Origin of the sequence: Shewanella sp. Shew256 (genome assembly GCF_002196695.1) — a bacterium.
GTDB classification, from domain to species: domain Bacteria; phylum Pseudomonadota; class Gammaproteobacteria; order Enterobacterales; family Shewanellaceae; genus Shewanella; species Shewanella mangrovisoli.
On record NZ_NAJR01000010.1, the window covers coordinates 55,088 to 73,206 of the forward strand.

The following is an 18,119-nucleotide window of genomic DNA, read 5'->3' on the forward strand; positions in this document are numbered from 1 at the left end:
GCCCAGTAACTCAGTTTCAGGGCGCGTATTATTCCAGCTATCGACGGCGGGGTAAAGAGCGGCGTGCGTTACGTCTCTTCAAGCGGCGATTTATAACCATCGGGTTTGATGGCTAACAAATCACAGTTAATGCTATCTATTACATGCTCTGCAGTATTGCCGATAAGTGCCGCCGAGAATCCAGTTCGACCGACAGTGCCTAAAATGACCAGCTCGGCATCGAGTTGCTCGGCAAGCTCAGGGATCACATCCTCAGGCAAGCCTTCTTTCACATGGCAGTGCAGGGTATCGATACCATAGGCATTGGCAAGATATTGCACTCGTTGCTCATGCTGCATGCGAATGGTGTCGTTATAGGTTTGTGCATCAAAATCAGGCAGTTCGATGGCAAGATTCACCGGCGTGCCGGGATAACCATTAACTAAGTGCACTTCGGCGGCAAATTTTGCGGCTAAATCCTTGGCATGTTCGATAATCTTGCCGTTCAGCATTTGATGATCTGTGTCTTCGGTTGCCACGTTGACGGCGCAGAGGATTTTACCCGCTTCCGGCCAATCATGATCTTTGACCATCAACACTGGTACAGGCGCTTTACGCATCAAATGCCAATCGGTTGGAGTAAAAATGACGGCCTTTAACTTGTCGTGGGCGTGGGTGCCTTTGACGATCAAATCATATTGTCCGGCAATCGCATGATTGATGATGCTTTCAAATGGGCGATTGTGCCAAATCACTTGAGTGTCAATATCGAGTTGCAGATGGTTGTAAGCAGTCAGCAGATCTTGGATCCACGCCAGACGCTGATCGATCACGCCTTGGCGCATGGCTTCGCGCTCTTGGCTCGATAGAATCGATGTCATTTCGTAGGAGAAGTCAAAAATAGACAGAAACACAGTCACATGGGCGTTACTTTTACTGGCCAAGGTCACCGCTCGGGCGAGTGCAACCTGATGCTCTGTCGTGGGATCGACTACTACCAGTATTTTTTGATAATCCTTCATAACATGTTCCTTTAGTCATAGGCTCATGTTCATCATGAGCCTTTGGCAATTATCTGTATTGTTCTAGATCAAAACTCTTTTCAAAACCAGTGCCTAGCGCATTAATTACAATTATTAAAGCACAAATGTGGGAGGGTGTGACTTATCTGGCGATTCTGGCATTACCCGCCAAGAGATTCAGTTCATTGTGGTCAAGGATGGTGATGTATTTGCCTTTTACTTCAATCAACCCCGACTTTTGGAAACGGCCTAACAAGCGGCTGATGGTTTCGACGGTTAAACCTAGGTAGTTACCAATGTCACCACGGGTCATGGTTAAACGGAACTCTTTAGGGGAGAAACCACGGCTGCCAAAACGATTAGCGAGATTATTGATAAACGCGGCGAGGCGTTCCTCGGCGTTTTTCTTACTGAGGAGCAAAATCATCTCTTGGTCGCTCATGATTTCATTACTCATTAAGCGCATAATTTGCTGACGTAACTTGGGCATGCTGCCTGAAAGCTCATCGAGAATGTTGAAGGGGATTTCACACACCATAGAGGTTTCTAAGGCTTGAGCAAAACTCTGGTGGGATTGAGCATGAATACCATCAAAACCAATCACATCGCCAGCTAAATGGAAACCTGTGATCTGCTCATCGCCTTGTTCGGTAATAGTGTAACTTTTGACTGTACCAGAGCGAATGGCGAACAGAGATTTTAACGGATCGCCAGATTTAAAAATCTGCTCACCTTTTTGAATTGGCTTTTTACGCTCAATGATGTCGTCGAGCTGATCGAGCTCATTGGCATTGAGGGTAAACGGAATACAAAGGGTTCCCATACTGCAATCGTGACAATGAATTGTGCACCCACTCGCGGCGGGACGACGGTTTTTATTCTGCTCTATTGTCATGTCGGTTCTCAAGTTAATCCACTGCAGCCATGTTAAACCAATTCACTCGCTTGGGCTAGTTTAGCTGCGACAGGGCGATATATAAAGTTTGTGCGCCAAAGGCAATTAAAAGTAAGCCACTCAATAATCTAACGGTTTTTTGCTGTACCCAATTGGCTAAGCGTTTGGTCGCCACACCGGCGCTTAAGAGCGCAGGGAGTGTTCCTAAGCCAAAGGCGAGCATAATCAAGGCGCCTTGGCTGGCAGAGCCTGCTGCCACCGACCAGGTTAAGGTGCTATACACTAGTCCGCAGGGCAGCCAGCCCCAAATGAGTCCGGCGGTGATGGCCTGCAATGGTGAGGTGATTGGCACGAGACGTTGAGCTAAGGGTTTAAGGTATCGCCACAACACTTGGCCGAGGCGCTCAATCTGCACTATCCCCACCCAGATTTTGGCAATGTAAAGCCCGGTCGCGATCATCATCACGCCGGCGATTATCCGAAGGATTAACAGGTAACTGTCGAGTTCGAATAAGTGGCCCAGCATGGCCGATGAACCACCTACTAAGGCGCCCGCGAGGGTATAACTTAAAATCCGGCCGAGGTTATAGCTTAATAAGTAGGTGAGTTGATGGGCTAAGTGATTGCCCTGTTTCGGATTTGGAAGCTGGGAGGAAAAGGCGCCAACGAGGCCGCCACACATGCCAAAGCAGTGGGCTGCGCCCATCAAACCAACAAGGAATGCGCCTGTGACGTTATACTCAATCACAGAGCCAATCACAGAGGCATGCCTTTGTCTTGGCTTGTGATTTTCTCTTGACTCGGGTTAGCTGCTTGGCTCGGTTTATCGGCATCTTCATCGAAGAGAATCGACACGCTTTGACGGTCTAAGTCATCAAATTGTTCGGATTTTACCGCCCAAAAGAACACGGCTACGGCGATCAACACAAAGATCATCGCGATAGGAATTAGTACATAAATGATGCTCATAACCTAAGCCTATTTCGTTGTTATAATTTAATTCGTAATAATCTCAAACTGTTACCCACAACAATCAAAGAGCTTGCCGACATGCCAAGGGCGGCAATATAAGGCGCAACATGCCCAGTTACCGCCAGTGGTAAAATCAGCGCGTTATAACCTAAGGCCCAAGCGAGGTTTTGACGAATAATTTGTGTGGTCAGTTTAGCAACCTTGACCGCTTGGGTGAAGCGAGATAGGTGATCGCCAAGCAGAATAAGATCGGCGCTGTTTTTGGCAATTGCGCTGCCGCTGCCCATAGCCACGGATAAATCGGCGCCCGCTAGCACGGGTGCATCGTTGATGCCATCGCCAAACATCGCGACCGGTGTCGATTGCTGCAATTTGGTCACCAGTGCCAGTTTATCTGCAGGAGTAAGTCCACTGTGGACATCGTTAATACCGAGTTCTTTCGCCAATTGATGCACATGCCCTGAGCTATCGCCACTGGCGATACTGACCTTGCAACCTTGTTGCTTCAAAATATCGACGGTTTCTTTGCTATCGACGCGGATATTATCTTGGATCTCGATAGTGGCGATGACCTCAAGCTGGCCATTCTTATTGCGGGCGAGCCAAATCAGCTGGTTTGCAAGCTTGGGTTCTGCGGTGGCCCCCGTGAAGCTTGCGTTACCAATGTGGTATTCGGTGCCATCAATCAGGCCTTTTACCCCAAAACCCACTTCATGGTGAACTTGCTCGGCAATCACATCGGTTTGGCTAAAGCTGGCAAAGGCCGCGGCGATGGGGTGGCGAGAACCTGATTCTAGCGCCGCAGCAGTCGCGAGAACTTGTTCTTCGGTAAAATCTTTATGGCACTCAACTTTGGCTATCGATAGGGTGCCGCAGGTGAGGGTGCCAGTTTTATCAAATACCACATGTTTGATCTGTGGCAGTTTTTCAAAGACGCCCGCCTTACGGGTAATGATCCCAAGGCGAGTAAAAATCGCGGTCGCACAGGTGACAGCTGTGGGGGTCGCCAGCGCAAGGGCACAAGGGCAAGTGGCCACTAATACTGACAAGGTGACCCAAAAGGCATCTTCGGGTGAGATTTGCAGCCACACCAGATAGGTGATTGTCGCAATGGCTAAGATGGTGCCTGAGAAATAACGCGACAATTTATCGGCTAACATAGCGACGGCAGGTTTAGTGTTTGAGGCTAATTCCTGCAGACGAATAATTTCGGCAACCAATTGGTCTTGCCCAAGGGCGGTGACTTTTACCTTGATAGGCTGGTCTAGGTTAATGGTGCCAGCAAACACTTGGCTATCGACGGGTTTTTCAATCGGCATTTGCTCACCGGTGAGCATGGCTTCATTGATGCTGGTGTGGCCGTCAACCACGATGCCGTCAGCGGCGACCATTTCGCCGGGTTTAATGAGGATTATATCCCCGAGGCGTAATTTTTTAGCTGGGATCTCTTCTTGCCCCTGGGCCGTGACCAAATGTGCCGTAAGAGGTACTAACTTGTGGAGATTGCTGGAACTGACGGAGGCCTTTTGTCTTGCCTTTTGCTCGAAATAACGCCCCAGCAGCAGGAAGAAGGTAAACATGGAAACGGATTCAAAATAGACTTCGCCCGTGCCGTTAACGGTGGCAAAGCAACTGGCGATATAGGCGCCGCCAATGGCGATAGAGACCGACACATCCATATTGAGTTTGCCACTGAGCAGGGTACGAATGGCGCTGAAATAGAAGGGCTGCGCCGAATACAGCACCACGGGCGTGGCGAAAATCATGCTCACCCAGCGGAAATAATCCCGATATTGCACATCCAAATCGGTAAAGTAACCGGTATAGAGGGCGAGGGCGAACATCATCACTTGCATAGTCGCAAAACCCGCCAAGCCTAAGCGCAATAAGAATTTGCGGCTATTTTGCTTGGCGGTCAGTTCTTGCTCATCCACTTGATAGGGCGCGGCTTGATAACCGATACGGCTAATTTGCCCAAGAATATCACTGAGTTTAACTTGCTGTTTATCCCAGCTGATCATCGCCCTTTGGGTGGTGGAGTTGACCATCACTTGGCTCACGCCAGGCAGTTGTTTCACTTTATGTTCGATTAACCAGGCGCAGGCGGCGCAGGTAATACCGTCGATAGACAGCGACACAGAGTCACTACTTTCCTCTGAGTGGACAAAGTCCTGCTGTACTTCGGGCAAATCGTAGGCACTAAACTGATTTAATTCATCAGGTACCAGCGCCGTCTGTTTACTGCCGGGCTCGGTTCGAAACTTGTAATAGCTTAATAAGCCAGCATCCACAATGGCTTGGGACACCGCTTGGCAGCCAGGGCAACACATGAGTTCATCGCGATCATTTATACGGGTGACAAACTGAGTGCCCGTGAGCACGGGCTCATTACAGTGAAAACAACTTGGATGTGTCATAGCAATATTCATTCAACCACAATTAGTTCAACCACAATTGGACGTTGTCTTTGAGTTCGACACGTTGATGAATACGCCATTTGCCATCAAAACCTTCCAGACGGACTTCCCAAGCACCGGTTAACACATCGGGTAGGGTAATGCGATACACATGGTTGGCATCGGCGGTGACTGTGGTCTTAATGTCTTTTTCGGCAATGGTTGGGTGATAAAATTCAACTTTTAATGCGGCTTGGTAAGCTGGGCCGCCGTGTTGAGTGAAGAGGAGCTCATGATGATTCTGTTCGAGTTGCCATTGCATGCCAAGTTGCTTGGCATATTTGACCTTACTCAAGTCCATATTGATGGCTTTGCCTTCTTTGTAATAATCCTCGGCGACCAGAGAGTCAGAGTTTGAGAGGGCAATTTTTAGCGTGGTAAAACTTGCGACGACGGCACACAAAGGAAGAATAATTAAAAACCAAGGCCAAAACTGCTTATACCAGGGTTGTTGTTCGCTCATGTTAAATACCCATAATAAAAATTTGCGCCATTTTACCGTTAAAAGGTGGCTTTAGCACTTTAAAAAAAAGGCCTCGACGTTATCGAGGCCTTAGCGTTACTCACATCTAATTACTTGTTTGACAAGCTATAAACATAAGCTGCGATCACGTGGACTTTCTCTTCACCGAGAACGTCTTTCCATGCTGGCATCACGCCTGCACGGCCGTGCTTGATCGTTTCTTCGATCATGCCGCGGCTACCGCCATATAACCAAACATCGTCAGTTAAGTTAGGTGCGCCCATGAGTTTGTTACCTTTCGCGTCCATACCGTGACACGCAAAACAACCTTTCATGAATGAACCTTGACCTTGAGCGGCGAGTTTCTCGTCGTGCTCACGGCCAGATAACTTAACCACGTACTCGGCCAGACCTGCAATTTCGCTATCGTCGATTGGCAAACCACCTTTTGGTGGCATCATGCCATGACGACCGTTCATGATAGTGGTCTTGATAGTGGCTAAATCGCCACCGTATAACCAATCACTGTCGGTCAGGTTAGGGAAGCCTTTGCTACCACGTGCGTCAGAGCCATGGCACTGGGCGCAGTTTTGTAGGAACAAACGGCCGCCTACTTTCAACGCTTCTTGGTTTTTCACTAACTCTTCGAGTGGTGTTGCCAAGTAAGCCGCGAAGATTGGGCCATATTTTTCGTTAGCGTGTTTAACTTCTTGGTCGTACTGAACGTACATGCCTTCTTTTGCTGCCAGCTCAATCGCGGCTGCAGAATCGGCTTTAATCCCTTTCTCTGTACCAATGCTTTGGTTAGAGCTGGTCCAGTTCAGTAAACCTTTGTAGTTACCTAAACCTGGGAACAGGGCTAAGTACACTAGGCCAAACACGATAGTGATATAGAACATATAACTCCACCATTTTGGCAGTGGGTTATTGAGTTCTTCGATACCATCGAAACTGTGACCCATGGATTCGCCTTCTTTGACATCCGTGGTGTTCTTTGAACACACACGCAGCAACAGAAAACATCCTGCGATCACAATTAACGAGAGTACGCTAATCCAAATACTCCAGAAGCTACTCATCACTTATTCTCTCCTGAGTCCTTCGATTCCTTGCTGATTTCCTCATCGGAAAACACAAGATTCGCTGCTTCATCAAAGGATTTTTGACGACGCGAGCTATATGCCCAAGCAAATATACCGACGAAGGTCAGCATCACAATGATGGTTAAAATACCTTGTAATGTGCCGTAATCCATATATTGCCTCCTTATTTGAGTGCGTGACCCAAAGACTGAAGATATGCAATCAAGGCTTCCAGCTCTGTCTTACCTTCAACAGCTTTCTGAGCGCCTGCGATTTCTTCATCGGTGTAAAGATCATTACCTTTGTAACCGCCTTTGTGCATGTTACGCAGAATAGTCATCTTGTCGCCGGTTAACTTGCCGTCTAACTTGTTTTCGGCAAGCCATGGGAAGCCTGGCATATTCGATTGAGGGACCACAGCACGAGGATCGATTAAGTGAACTTCATGCCATTTATCGCTGTAGCGACCGCCAACACGGGCCAAGTCTGGACCAGTACGCTTAGAACCCCATTGGAATGGGTGATCCCAAACAGACTCACCGGCAACAGAGTAGTGACCGTAACGTTCAGTCTCTGCACGCAAAGGACGGATCATCTGGCTGTGGCAGTTGTAGCAACCTTCACGCACATAGATGTCACGGCCTTCAAGTTGCAGGGCAGTGTAGGGTTTCAAACCTTCAACAGGCTCAGTGGTATCTTTTTGGAAAATCAGCGGCGTGATTTCTACCAAGCTACCGAAGCTGATAGCGATAACAGTGAAGATCGCTAACAAACCGATGTTTTTTTCAACTATCTCATGATTAAATTTCATCGAGTTTGCTCCTTAAGCCGCTTTTGCTTCAGCCAGTGCTGGCAATGAATCTTTAGAGGCTTTCACAGTACGGATCACGTTGTATGCCATGATCAGCATACCGGTTAAGAAGAAACAACCGCCGAGGAAACGTACGAAGTAGAAAGGATAAGAAGCTTCCAGACTTTCAACAAAGCTATAAGTCAAAGTACCGTCAGCGTTAACTGCACGCCACATCAGGCCCTGCATTACACCCGAAATCCACATAGACACGATGTAAAGAACAGTACCGATAGTCGCTAACCAGAAATGCACGTTAACTAACTTGATGCTGTACATACGGCCATGGCCGAACAGTACTGGGATCAAGTGATACAGAGAACCGATAGACACCATTGCCACCCAGCCTAGCGCGCCTGAGTGAACGTGACCCACAGTCCAGTCTGTGTAGTGAGATAAAGCGTTAACTGTCTTAATGGCCATCATCGGACCTTCGAAGGTCGACATACCGTAGAAAGACAGCGAAACCACTAAGAAACGCAGTACTGGGTCAGTACGCAGTTTGTGCCATGCACCAGATAAGGTCATGATACCGTTGATCATACCACCCCAAGATGGTGCGAACAGGATCAGTGACATCACCATACCTAACGACTGAGTCCAGTCTGGCAGGGCAGTGTAGTGTAAGTGGTGAGGACCTGCCCAAATGTACAGTGCGATCAGTGCCCAGAAGTGCACGATAGACAGACGATATGAGTAAACAGGACGACCCGCTTGCTTAGGAACGAAGTAGTACATCATACCTAAGAAGCCTGCGGTTAACAGGAAGCCTACCGCGTTGTGACCATACCACCATTGCACCATGGCATCGACCGCACCACTGTACATAGAGTATGACTTGAACAAGCTAACAGGAACGGCCATAGAGTTCACGATGTGAAGCACGGCAACCGTAATAATAAATGCACCAAAGAACCAGTTCGCTACGTAAATATGCGATGTTGTTCGTTTGATAATAGTGCCGAAGAACACTATTGCATAGGAGACCCAAACGATGGTGATGGCGATATCGATTGGCCATTCTAATTCAGCATATTCTTTACCACTGGTGTAACCCATTGGCAGAGTGATTGCTGCTGACAGAATGATGGCTTGCCATCCCCAAAACGTAAATGCAGCTAATTTAGGTGCAAATAGTCGGGTTTGACAGGTGCGTTGTACGACATAATAGGATGTTGCAAAGAGGGCTGATGTTCCGAACGCGAAGATAACCGCATTGGTATGTAATGGTCGCAAGCGACTATACGTAAACCAAGGAGTATCAAAGTTCAGATGTGGCCAGATTAACTGAGCCGCAATTAATACACCGACTGACATACCAACAATACCCCACAAAACTGTGGTTAAGGCAAATTGGCGGACAATGGTGTAATTGTAATCAGCGCCTGTTGGCTGGGAATGGTTCATCATAATGCTTCCACTGCTTATTACTTTTACTTTTAGTAAAGACAAGCTTTACCTGTTATATATGACACAAAGCCCACTTCCCTATTAGGGTTGTGAAGCCATGTCAATGCGTTACCCTACACATTTGTGCTCAAATATGAGGTTTCGCAATGATACTTGAGCCATGTCAAAAAAGATACCAAAGATGGGGTCTGGAAAGTTGATCTAGATCAACCTACGCCATAGAATGTTAACATCTTGCATCACAAGGTTAATTTTTGTGCTTACTCGCAAACTGCTTCCGCTCTCCATCATGCTAGTTATGATGAATCTCACTGCTTGTAATGAAAAAGCAACGCAACAGGTCGAAATAAAGGCTGTAGACCCAACTCTTTGTGCTTTTACACAGGGGGATTGCATTAAAAACGTCGCGGGTGTTGAACTGCAAATTAGCCTGTCACCAGCCCATGCGCCGAGCGAAAAGCCATTAACATTGAAGCTATTAACCTCAGAGCCGATAGACAATCTTCAGATACGTTTAGAAGGTCGAGATATGTTTATGGGCGTTATTCCTGTCAATCTTAATGAACTGAATAAAACTCACTATGAAGGACAGATGATTTACGGTTCTTGCAGCAGCGGATACATGGTATGGCGAGGATTTATCCGTTTTAACCGAAACGGAGAGGAACATGCCGTTATTTTTGACTTTCTTGCCGATAATCCTCACTAAGCAGGTGAATTAACGCCCATTAAATCCCTGTTGGTCAATTTAAACGAATAAACGTGTTGATATGATGAATAATGATAAATTCTCTACTGATTTTTAAGCTTATTTTCATTATTCGTCATGATCCTTCCAACTCTCTTTGACCCGCACGAAAATATCGATGTTATTGATAAAGAGTTCGAGCAAATCGGGGTCAAAATGCTTACCCGCACCTTTGCGCATTTCATCTATCACTTCGTCTAATGGCCATGCCGCTTTATAGCAACGGGCGTGAGACAGGGCATCGAACACATCGGCGATGGCAACGATGCGGGCAAAAATGTGAATTTGGTCTTGTTGTAAATTGCCTGGATAGCCAGAGCCGTCATATTTTTCATGGTGCTGCAAGGCGATAATCGCCGCAGCTTTAAGGATAGGCCGCTCAGAATTCGCGAGAATTTGATAGCCAATAGTCGGATGTTGGCGCATCACTGACCATTCTTGATCATCTAACTTACCGGGTTTGAGTAACACCGCATCGGGGATCGCGATTTTACCTATATCATGCATAGGTGAAGCGCGGCGCAGCAAGTCGGCTTCGGTTTCGGTTAACCCCGCCAATAACGCCAACTGGGCACAATATTCCGCCATGCGTTTCACATGATTGGCGGCCTCTTTAGAACGACTCTCAACCACATCGCCTAAGCGCAGGATCAGCTCTGATTGAGTATCTTCGACTTCCTGATTTAGGAGTAGATTCTCAAAGGCAACCCCGACGTTTATGGCAAAGATATCGACCAGTTTTTTGTCCAAATCATCAATTTTATCAATGCCATCCATATAGAGTAGGTTGATAAGCCCGCTCTTTGTCGGGAAGTAACCCACAAAACAATTGTCTTCGTATAAACAGCGCTTTTGCATTAAGGCGCTACGCAGTAATTTGCTTATATGCTCAGGTAACTCCTTATGTGGAGGGCTATTGGCAAACTGGCCTGTTCCCGCCAGGATTTCGATTTCGGCCGAATCCACATGGCCGCTGATCGCATCCATCGCATTGCAGGTAAGTAATAAGGTTTCAGTATCGAGGTTGAGTAGGGTGGCGACTTGTGTCAGGAGTCCATCGGCAAACTTATGTAGCGTTCGCAGTTCAAACAAGCCCGAGGTAGCCTCAAGTACCCGCTCTAAACCCATTCTGTGATTCATTTGCGCGCGTCTTGCTTGTTCGATTTCCATAATATCGCGGTACGAGCGTAATGAAGAGTAGACGCTGGTCATCAGCTTGCGGGAATCGAGCTCAGATTTTGCTTTGTAATCATTAATATCGTAATTGACTATCACATCTTCTTCGGGGGCTTGTCCGGGCTGTCCGGTGCGCAGAATGAGTCGAATATTTTTGTTCACTTGCACTTCGCGGATCCATTTGACCAGCTCGAGCCCAGCATGGTCGCTCTCCATCACCACATCGATAAAGGCGACGGCAATGTCCTGCTCCTGTGCGAGCAGTTCTTTGGCCTGTTCACCACTGTAGGCATTAATAAAGGTGAGGGCACGGCCATCGAGTCGAAAACGTGAAAGAGCAAGTTTGGTGACTGTGTGGACATCGGGTTCATCATCAACAACAAGGATCTTCCACGGAGCGGCAGCGGGGGATATTTCTGTGGCTTTCTTCGCGGAGAACAACGGCTTTTTGTTTGTAAGATCAATCACCATCCGATACCTCATCACATAAAGGAGCATCACACAGTTAGAGTGTAGTAGAAGCCAATCGGATAAGTTGAAAAAATTAATAAAGTGGGGGAGTTAGCATTATTGAATCAAGGTTATTGATAACTATTCTCATCTTGATATTATCGAGACAGGATTATTAGCAGGGGATTTATATGGCCGAGCGGATCAATTTATCGATTTCTGAGGAGAAACTCGCACAGCTTATCCGTGAAGGTAAGTTATGTGCGGCGGATTTCTCGTGTCTCGATAGTCAATCTAAACGTAAAGTCTGGCAGCTTTGCTTGATTTGCTGTCAAAAACGCATTAGTTGCCAGCAATGTACGCAAACAAGCTGCTCGCAAATTGAGTTTTTGGTTAATGCCGATAAATAACGTTATCGGCATTTGCGTTTAAGTATTATCATGCAATAAATAGTTAAATTTTAAAGTTAATATGCAGCTTTCTCCAGTTTTACCTCTGTTTGATTCAATTGAATTCATACAATATGGCAACAGTGTGGTGAATCAATACATCACTCAAGTCAGCTTATCTGATGTGCCCGATGCGGGTTTAGTGATGGAACACGCAACCGATTGGTTGTTCGAGCAAAAACACAGTGAAAACAACTATAAAGCCTATCGGAGCGAACTGACCACGTTCCTGCATTGGTGCTTTGATGTTGCGAAAATGTCGCCCACACAGGTATTACGTAAGGATATGAGCCGCTATGTGGATTATTGCTTGGCGCCGCCGCTGGAACTGATCGGCTATTTTAATGTGCCGCAATTTAAATTGGACAAATTGCGCGATGAACGGGTACCAAACAGTCTTTGGCGGCCATTTGTGGGCAAGAAACAGTTAGGGCAAATTCAACCCTATGTGTTGAGCGATAATGCGCTAAAAACCAAGATTGCCATTTTATCTTCGTTTTACAGTTACTTAATGAGCGAGGAGTTTTGCGAGCGTAATCCCGCGCAAATTTGGTTGAATCACAGTCGCTTTGCACAGAACAAGCAGTATCAAAGGCAAACTGATGAAGATGAAAACAGCTTAGCTTTCACAGAGTTACAGTGGTCCTATGTTATGAGTACAGTCACTCAGTTGGCCACTGAGTTCCCAGAGTTGCATCAACGTAGTTTATTCTTGATTTCATTGATTTATTCCTGTTATCTGCGCATTTCGGATGTCTCGGCGCGGGTTGGCTATTCGCCGGTTATGGGGCAATTTAGGCAAAATCCACAGACAGGCATTTGGAGTTTTCACATTCCACTCAGTAAAGGCGGGAAAAAACGCAGCGTGGCGATTTCTAAGGCATTACTCGATGGTTTAGTCAAATATCGGCAATTTTTAGGGTTGCCTGATTTTCCAAGCCAAGGTGAACACCATCCTTTGTTCGTACGTCATCGCGCCGCCGGTCGTGGCCGCGATGCGGGTCTTGTAAATGCCAATCTTGGGATCCGGCAAATCCGCGAAGATATTCAGACCATTATCAATCTCGCGGCGGATAACGCGCAAGCCGATGGCTTTAATCACGATGCCGAGCAAATGCGAAAACTCACCGCGCATAATATCCGGCACACAGGGATCACCCATGATATCAATATCAATCGTCGGCCGTTGTCACACGTGCAAGCCGATGCCGGCCATGAGAGTATCGACACCACATCGAAATATTTGCATACCACTCAAATAGAAAGACACGAAAGCGCCTTCAATAAGCCATTAGACCATCTACAAGGCATTGACTAGTGCTATGTTGACATCCAAAATCTCTCTCATATAAAACTGCGCACAATGAACGACGGATTATGTTGAACTGCTGCCCCTGTCAAAATGCGCCAGCGACAGGGGACGGCCAAAGGCCGAGTTTAGCCATAATCCACATTGTGCGAAGTTCACTTCTCAATAGAATGGTGTAACCATTTTATTCAATAGAATGGTTTAACCATTTAATCTATTTTTATACTCGGGTATCAATAAAAGGGATTATTAAGGCGCAGCCTTGATGGAAGCGAAGCGAGGCGCTTTTCGTAAGGGGCGCTTTTTGCCCCGAATACCGTCCTGCTAGACCGCTTTTTTAGCCGCTCTTTCAGCGCTGCCTTTGCTTGACGGTCGCAGACAAAAGGACGTTCAAGCGGTTTGGGCTTGCAGAAATGAAAAACCCCCGTTCTGTCTTACGGGGGTTAACTTACACATTTTATGCGACATTATTCGCAATACTAGCTTTTCTTTTCCTTTAAACCGTTATCTATCTGTTCTGCGCTGCTAACCATTACAGCCATTTTCACAATGTCTTTTATAAACTCGCGCCTTTCCTTTGGCAGCCTATCTATCATTTTACTTAGGTAAACAGAGCTTGTGCTTTGATCTCCAAAAACGATCTCATCGATCGAAGTATTTAATGCTGTTGATATTGCGACCAATGTTTCTAGGTTCGGGTTCTTTTGTTCACCTCTCTCGATTCTAGACATCTGAGCTACTGATATTCCTGCCTTATCTATAAGCTCTGCGCGGCTCATACCAAGGCTTTCACGCTTGAGCTTTATATTCTCACCAATTGTCATGTTTTCGCCTTTTTGAGTGCATCTATGAACTATTTTAAGGCATTTACTTGCATAGTTGATCTTTCGTTTGTATGCTTGCGCTATTAATGTTGCATGGATGATCTATTTGATGGCTAAGCAAGCGGTGATTTACTATCAGGACATGACCGAAGTAGGGATGGGTTTTCTTACTCTGTCGTCCTTTTGGGGTGAACAATGGTTCACTTCGCTTGCCGCTCTCCGCTTGGATATGGTTCACCACTTCGGCAATGATTATAAAATCGTTAACATGAATGAGCTTAATGAAGAGGCCATGAAAGCGCTGGAGGCATTCCATGCAAGCCTCTAACTTGTTAAGTCGTTTCTGGTTAACAGATAGATTTGGTCAATTGTGCCAATCTAAACCGCTGAATAATGATGATATTTCTTATAAGCGAGACACTTCGCCTTCACATTTAGTAAAAGGCACCAGAACACCTCTATTGCCTTGCTTTAAAAACAAATCAGTCTCTTATGCTGAACGTTTAGGTTATGTCGGCTTTGACCATTTAGCCTTTACTATCCATCTGAATAAGTTCGAAAAATTACCTTGTGATGCTTGGGTGAAACTGCCTGTCTATAAGACTTACCCTGATACAGTTGAAGGCTTAGACCTGTTTAAAGAGCATGTGATATTGGTTCGTCACTTGCGCTTGGAGCAGTTTGTAATTCGCGTACTTGGTTTAAGGCTTGGCGCAACGCGCAACTATGGCCGCTTTTTCTATACCCAATCACGTGAGTTGCTGGATAAAAAAGGGAAAGTATCGGTCGGCTTTATTGCCTTTGGTGGTAATGATGACACGGTATATTTTCAAATCTCTGGCACTGGCTGTAAGCATGTTTTTAGTCACACTAACGGTCATAGATTGCATCACTGGCTAAGCTTCTTTGATGTCAAGGTTTTACGCCGTTTAGACCTGTTCTATGATGATTTTGATGGCAATTTTGACTGCAAGTATGCCGAGCTAGCCTACCGTGATGGTGCTTTTAAGCGCAGCAAGGGTGGCAAAAATCCTCGTTATTCAGAAACATATGATAGGGATGATACCGGCATTCTTGGCGAGATTGTTCGTATCGGTTCTCGCACTTCTTTAGTCTATTGGCGCATCTATAACAAAGCGCTAGAGCAGGGCGTAAGCCAGACTTGGTATCGTACCGAAGTCGAATTGAAAGACATTTCTATTGATGTCCTGCTTACTCCTGCAAAGCACTTCGCTGGCCTTTGTCGATTCTCTGAATCTATCAACCTTTCAGATAAGTTTGCCGTAAATCCTATTTTCAAACTCAAAAAATCAGTTGAGCTAACGCTTGAAGCTAAGACCAGATGGTTAAGGCGTCAGTGCGGCCGAGCCATTTATGACCTTGTTGAAGATTGGATGCTATCGGGCGAGGAGGTGTTATCGAGGCTAAGCGGTAAGGACTGTAAACATATTCCAAATGAGCACGCTGAGGAACTGCTCGCTTCGCTCGTTGGTGATAATCCAAAAAATGGCGGCAAGTTGTCCGCTCCCGATTTTTACTCAGAAATAATAAGGTTCAAATCATGAAAAAAGTCATTTTTATTTTAGGTGTAGAAGCGGCCAAGGGCGTTGGTAAGACATCTGGTCGTCCATATGAATTTGGCAAAATCTTTAACTTAACGCCTGTTCGTAACTGGGAAACTGAAAAAGGTCGCAGTTCTCATAAGGGCTTCACTGTTGATGAAGAAAAATGCGTTGTCTGTCATATCGATGCACTTCCTCAATTGCAGCGCCTTGATTATCCATGTTTTGCCGAAGTTGATATCGATATCGACCCAGAAGATATGAGTTCTACGATTATCGTTGGTGCGACCATGGTTCAGCATATCGACATTTTTAATCCTCCTAAAAAAGCAATTTAAGGGGTAGGTCATGGAAGACAAAGTATTTGGCTTTTGGATGTGCTCATGTTGCGGAAATGTCTTTGATGGTGATATTGAGCAACCAATTAATATTTTAACGCTTGAATTATTCGAGTGCGCTTTATGTGATGTTGTTAATAAAGAGCGCGAACAGATTAATCTTCAATGTGTTAATGCTTAGTTTTTAACTGGAGTTAAATTCTATGCCTTATTTAAATGAATTACTTTTAGCTTTGCTCATTGTTATTCCATTCGCCATCGGATGGGGGAACGGTGAATCATGGAAGTAGAATTAACTTTTTGGCAATCAATTAATATTGATTTCCTAATGGAATTAGTTGGGCTTGGTTTGTTCAGCTATGCGCTCGGGTTTGCAATTGGCTATAAGCTTTATATGGCTCGATTGTTTGCCCACTCTTCAACCTAAAGGGGTGTTAAACATGAAAATCCGCAATATGTGTCAAAAATATGGTTCCAAAATCGCTTATGGTTCTGCCGCTTTCTTTGGTTCCATTGCCTTAGCTCATGCTGAAGGTGAGGGTGCTTCTGCTGTATTTACAGCGTTGCAAGCCAAGGCTACTGAATATGAAGGTTATGCTTGGACACTTTTAGCTGTTGTTATGACAGCTATTATCGGTATTAAGTTGTTCAAGAAATTCTCCTCTAAAGCGACCTAATAAGGGGCTAAATTATGAAAGGGCTGTTTTTAGCTTTTGGGCTGATAGCAGCCCTTTTTATTTCAAATAATGTGCAAGCAAGTATTTACGATACTGCTACTTACCATGCTCCTAAATCTGATTCTGTTTCATATTATTCTTGTAATTATAAAACTCCTTTTTATTCTGAGTTTTCATCATGTAAAAAGATTAACGAGGATAGAATTCGCGGCCTTAATCCTTCAATTAATTTTGATTTTGTAACCTGCTCATTAAGTGGTACTATTATTAACTGTTTAGGTCAATATACTGGTACACGCGCTGATGGCTCTACTTATGTTGTTAATTACGATTGGCCTAATTCTGGCACTTGGATTTTTCAAAATTCACAAAATTCATTATCTTGTCCACCTGATAATTATCCAAACTACACGTTTGAACGCGATTCAAATAACGACGGTAAAATAGACCAATGTTATGACCCGCGCGAATTAGATAACGCCTCCAAGTGCTCAGATTTGTTTAATTCCGGCTCTATCCTTACCGCTGGTTCAAATACCGCTCCTTTGGTGTGCAAGACTTTTGAAGATGGTTCTAGGTGTGCTTTTTCACGCGTCAATCAGGGTTCAACTCCTTACTATCAGCCTAACCTTGAAAAAGGTTGTTTTGGTGATGCAGAGCAAATTCCTGATTACGATAAAAACACTAATGAGCCACAACCACAACCTGAGCAATGCGTTCCTTATGCAGGCGGTTACGCTTGCGCTGCTGACCCTAAAAACTACTGCTCTAGTGAATTTGAATGCGTTGACGGTTGTGGTTATGTCAACGGCCAATTTGTCTGCTTTCGTGATGAACAATGTACGGGCGCATCCTGTGAGCCTGCTCCTGTTGATTGCACCACAGTTCCTGACGCTCCTGTTTGTAAGGAGCAACAAACTACCCCTGAGCCAAGTTTTTGTGAAAAAAATCCAACAGTAGAAAGCTGTCAAAGTGGCTCTAATTTCTGTAAGAAAAACCCTTTAGCGCCTAGCTGCCAATTAGGTGGTGATAATGGTGGAGGTAACGGTGGTGGCGGTGGCTTTGATTTTACTCTCGACTATGACCGTTTAATAAATGGCATGAAAGATGCCGCTAAGTCATTAATAGATGAATCACCAATTCCTGATAATACAGAAATGGATAAATCACTAGATGATGAGAATAAAGCTGTTAAATCTGATTATGACTCTTTTCTAGAAGATGGTGTTTTTAATGAAATTAAATCAACTTCACAGAGAGCTGTATTTTCTACATTAGAAAATATATTTCCAAGCGGTTCAGCTAACTGCACCTTTAACATGGGTGAATTTAATATAGAAATATGTTCAACCGCTGAAAAGGTAAGGGGTCTTTTATATTGGGTGTTTGCAATATTGACACTTATATATTTAAGGCATTTGTTCTATTCAACTATTTCAGTTAACGCAGGTAAATAA

Annotated in this window: 22 protein-coding genes; 10 read left to right on the forward strand and 12 right to left on the reverse strand. The window is 45.3% G+C overall.

All coding sequences use genetic code 11. The annotated features are described in order from the left end of the window. Window positions 1–68: 68 nt before the first annotated feature. From uspE to ccoN, 10 genes are all read right to left on the reverse strand, one after another. Window positions 69–1,001, reverse strand: a complete 933-nt coding sequence (uspE, locus tag B5P39_RS16965) for a universal stress protein UspE (RefSeq protein WP_088212361.1) — start codon at window positions 999–1,001, stop codon at window positions 69–71. 142 nt (window positions 1,002–1,143) lie between these two features. Beyond that, a complete protein-coding gene (gene etrA, locus B5P39_RS16970; RefSeq protein WP_088212362.1) occupies window positions 1,144–1,896 on the reverse strand; it encodes an electron transport transcriptional regulator EtrA in 753 nt (250 codons plus the stop codon). Between the two features lie 55 nt (window positions 1,897–1,951). Beyond that, the gene (locus tag B5P39_RS16975) at window positions 1,952–2,644 is read right to left on the reverse strand and encodes a sulfite exporter TauE/SafE family protein (RefSeq protein WP_176399985.1); all 693 of its coding nucleotides are present in this window, start codon (window positions 2,642–2,644) and stop codon (window positions 1,952–1,954) included. Window positions 2,645–2,652: 8 nt separating this feature from the next. Further along, on the reverse strand, window positions 2,653–2,865 hold the full coding sequence (gene ccoS / locus B5P39_RS16980; RefSeq protein ID WP_088212364.1) for a cbb3-type cytochrome oxidase assembly protein CcoS: 213 nt from the start codon (window positions 2,863–2,865) through the stop codon (window positions 2,653–2,655). Window positions 2,866–2,885: 20 nt separating this feature from the next. After that, on the reverse strand, window positions 2,886–5,285 hold the full coding sequence (locus B5P39_RS16985) for a heavy metal translocating P-type ATPase (protein ID WP_088212365.1): 2,400 nt from the start codon (window positions 5,283–5,285) through the stop codon (window positions 2,886–2,888). A 22-nt stretch (window positions 5,286–5,307) separates the two neighbouring features. Next, a complete protein-coding gene (locus B5P39_RS16990; RefSeq protein ID WP_011717084.1) occupies window positions 5,308–5,787 on the reverse strand; it encodes a FixH family protein in 480 nt (159 codons plus the stop codon). A 110-nt stretch (window positions 5,788–5,897) separates the two neighbouring features. Further along, window positions 5,898–6,866 (reverse strand): cytochrome-c oxidase, cbb3-type subunit III, encoded by a 969-nt coding sequence (gene ccoP / locus B5P39_RS16995; RefSeq protein ID WP_088212366.1) that lies wholly within the window; start codon window positions 6,864–6,866, stop codon window positions 5,898–5,900. Then, window positions 6,866–7,042: a CcoQ/FixQ family Cbb3-type cytochrome c oxidase assembly chaperone gene (locus tag B5P39_RS17000; RefSeq protein WP_011072349.1), complete on the reverse strand. Its 177-nt coding sequence runs from the start codon at window positions 7,040–7,042 to the stop codon at window positions 6,866–6,868. Before B5P39_RS17000 ends, ccoP begins: the two co-directional genes overlap by 1 nt. An 11-nt stretch (window positions 7,043–7,053) precedes the next feature. Beyond that, on the reverse strand, window positions 7,054–7,680 hold the full coding sequence (gene ccoO, locus B5P39_RS17005; protein WP_011622772.1) for a cytochrome-c oxidase, cbb3-type subunit II: 627 nt from the start codon (window positions 7,678–7,680) through the stop codon (window positions 7,054–7,056). Between the two features lie 12 nt (window positions 7,681–7,692). Beyond that, on the reverse strand, window positions 7,693–9,129 hold the full coding sequence (gene ccoN, locus B5P39_RS17010; RefSeq protein ID WP_011072351.1) for a cytochrome-c oxidase, cbb3-type subunit I: 1,437 nt from the start codon (window positions 9,127–9,129) through the stop codon (window positions 7,693–7,695). A 223-nt stretch (window positions 9,130–9,352) separates the two neighbouring features. Here ccoN and B5P39_RS17015 point away from each other — a divergent pair, with 223 nt between their 5' ends. Beyond that, window positions 9,353–9,838 carry a hypothetical protein gene (locus tag B5P39_RS17015; RefSeq protein WP_088212367.1) on the forward strand — a complete coding sequence of 162 codons (486 nt, stop codon included), beginning with the start codon at window positions 9,353–9,355 and terminating at the stop codon, window positions 9,836–9,838. A gap of 108 nt (window positions 9,839–9,946) precedes the next feature. Here B5P39_RS17015 and B5P39_RS17020 read toward each other — a convergent pair whose 3' ends face one another. After that, window positions 9,947–11,524 (reverse strand): DUF3369 domain-containing protein, encoded by a 1,578-nt coding sequence (locus B5P39_RS17020; protein WP_088212368.1) that lies wholly within the window; start codon window positions 11,522–11,524, stop codon window positions 9,947–9,949. A gap of 170 nt (window positions 11,525–11,694) precedes the next feature. On the opposite strand from B5P39_RS17020, the gene B5P39_RS17025 reads away from it, so the two are divergent. Then, window positions 11,695–11,913 carry a hypothetical protein gene (locus B5P39_RS17025; protein WP_088212369.1) on the forward strand — a complete coding sequence of 73 codons (219 nt, stop codon included), beginning with the start codon at window positions 11,695–11,697 and terminating at the stop codon, window positions 11,911–11,913. A gap of 61 nt (window positions 11,914–11,974) precedes the next feature. Beyond that, window positions 11,975–13,270: a tyrosine-type recombinase/integrase gene (locus B5P39_RS17030; RefSeq protein ID WP_088212370.1), complete on the forward strand. Its 1,296-nt coding sequence runs from the start codon at window positions 11,975–11,977 to the stop codon at window positions 13,268–13,270. Window positions 13,271–13,740: 470 nt separating this feature from the next. On the opposite strand, the gene B5P39_RS17035 is transcribed toward B5P39_RS17030, so the two are convergent. Then, a complete protein-coding gene (locus B5P39_RS17035) occupies window positions 13,741–14,085 on the reverse strand; it encodes a helix-turn-helix domain-containing protein (RefSeq protein WP_088212371.1) in 345 nt (114 codons plus the stop codon). Window positions 14,086–14,194: 109 nt separating this feature from the next. Here B5P39_RS17035 and B5P39_RS17040 point away from each other — a divergent pair, with 109 nt between their 5' ends. The 7 genes from B5P39_RS17040 to B5P39_RS17060 all read left to right on the forward strand — a co-directional run bounded on the left by B5P39_RS17040 (window position 14,195) and on the right by B5P39_RS17060 (window position 18,119). Continuing rightward, entirely contained in the window at window positions 14,195–14,413 is a 219-nt protein-coding gene (locus B5P39_RS17040; protein WP_088212372.1) for a hypothetical protein, read from the forward strand. Then, window positions 14,400–15,650 carry a replication initiation factor domain-containing protein gene (locus tag B5P39_RS17045; RefSeq protein ID WP_088212373.1) on the forward strand — a complete coding sequence of 417 codons (1,251 nt, stop codon included), beginning with the start codon at window positions 14,400–14,402 and terminating at the stop codon, window positions 15,648–15,650. The genes B5P39_RS17040 and B5P39_RS17045 overlap by 14 nt, the downstream gene beginning before the upstream one ends. Next, complete coding sequence (locus tag B5P39_RS17050) at window positions 15,647–15,985, forward strand: hypothetical protein (protein ID WP_088212374.1); 339 nt, start codon at window positions 15,647–15,649, stop codon at window positions 15,983–15,985. The genes B5P39_RS17045 and B5P39_RS17050 overlap by 4 nt, the downstream gene beginning before the upstream one ends. A gap of 10 nt (window positions 15,986–15,995) precedes the next feature. Further along, window positions 15,996–16,166 carry a hypothetical protein gene (locus B5P39_RS24700; RefSeq protein ID WP_176399979.1) on the forward strand — a complete coding sequence of 57 codons (171 nt, stop codon included), beginning with the start codon at window positions 15,996–15,998 and terminating at the stop codon, window positions 16,164–16,166. Window positions 16,167–16,265: 99 nt separating this feature from the next. Next, entirely contained in the window at window positions 16,266–16,412 is a 147-nt protein-coding gene (locus B5P39_RS24705; protein ID WP_176399980.1) for a hypothetical protein, read from the forward strand. A 13-nt stretch (window positions 16,413–16,425) separates the two neighbouring features. Beyond that, window positions 16,426–16,662, forward strand: coding sequence for a major coat protein (locus B5P39_RS17055; protein ID WP_217895747.1), 237 nt, complete (start codon window positions 16,426–16,428; stop codon window positions 16,660–16,662). A gap of 14 nt (window positions 16,663–16,676) precedes the next feature. Further along, on the forward strand, window positions 16,677–18,119 hold the full coding sequence (locus B5P39_RS17060) for a hypothetical protein (RefSeq protein WP_088212375.1): 1,443 nt from the start codon (window positions 16,677–16,679) through the stop codon (window positions 18,117–18,119).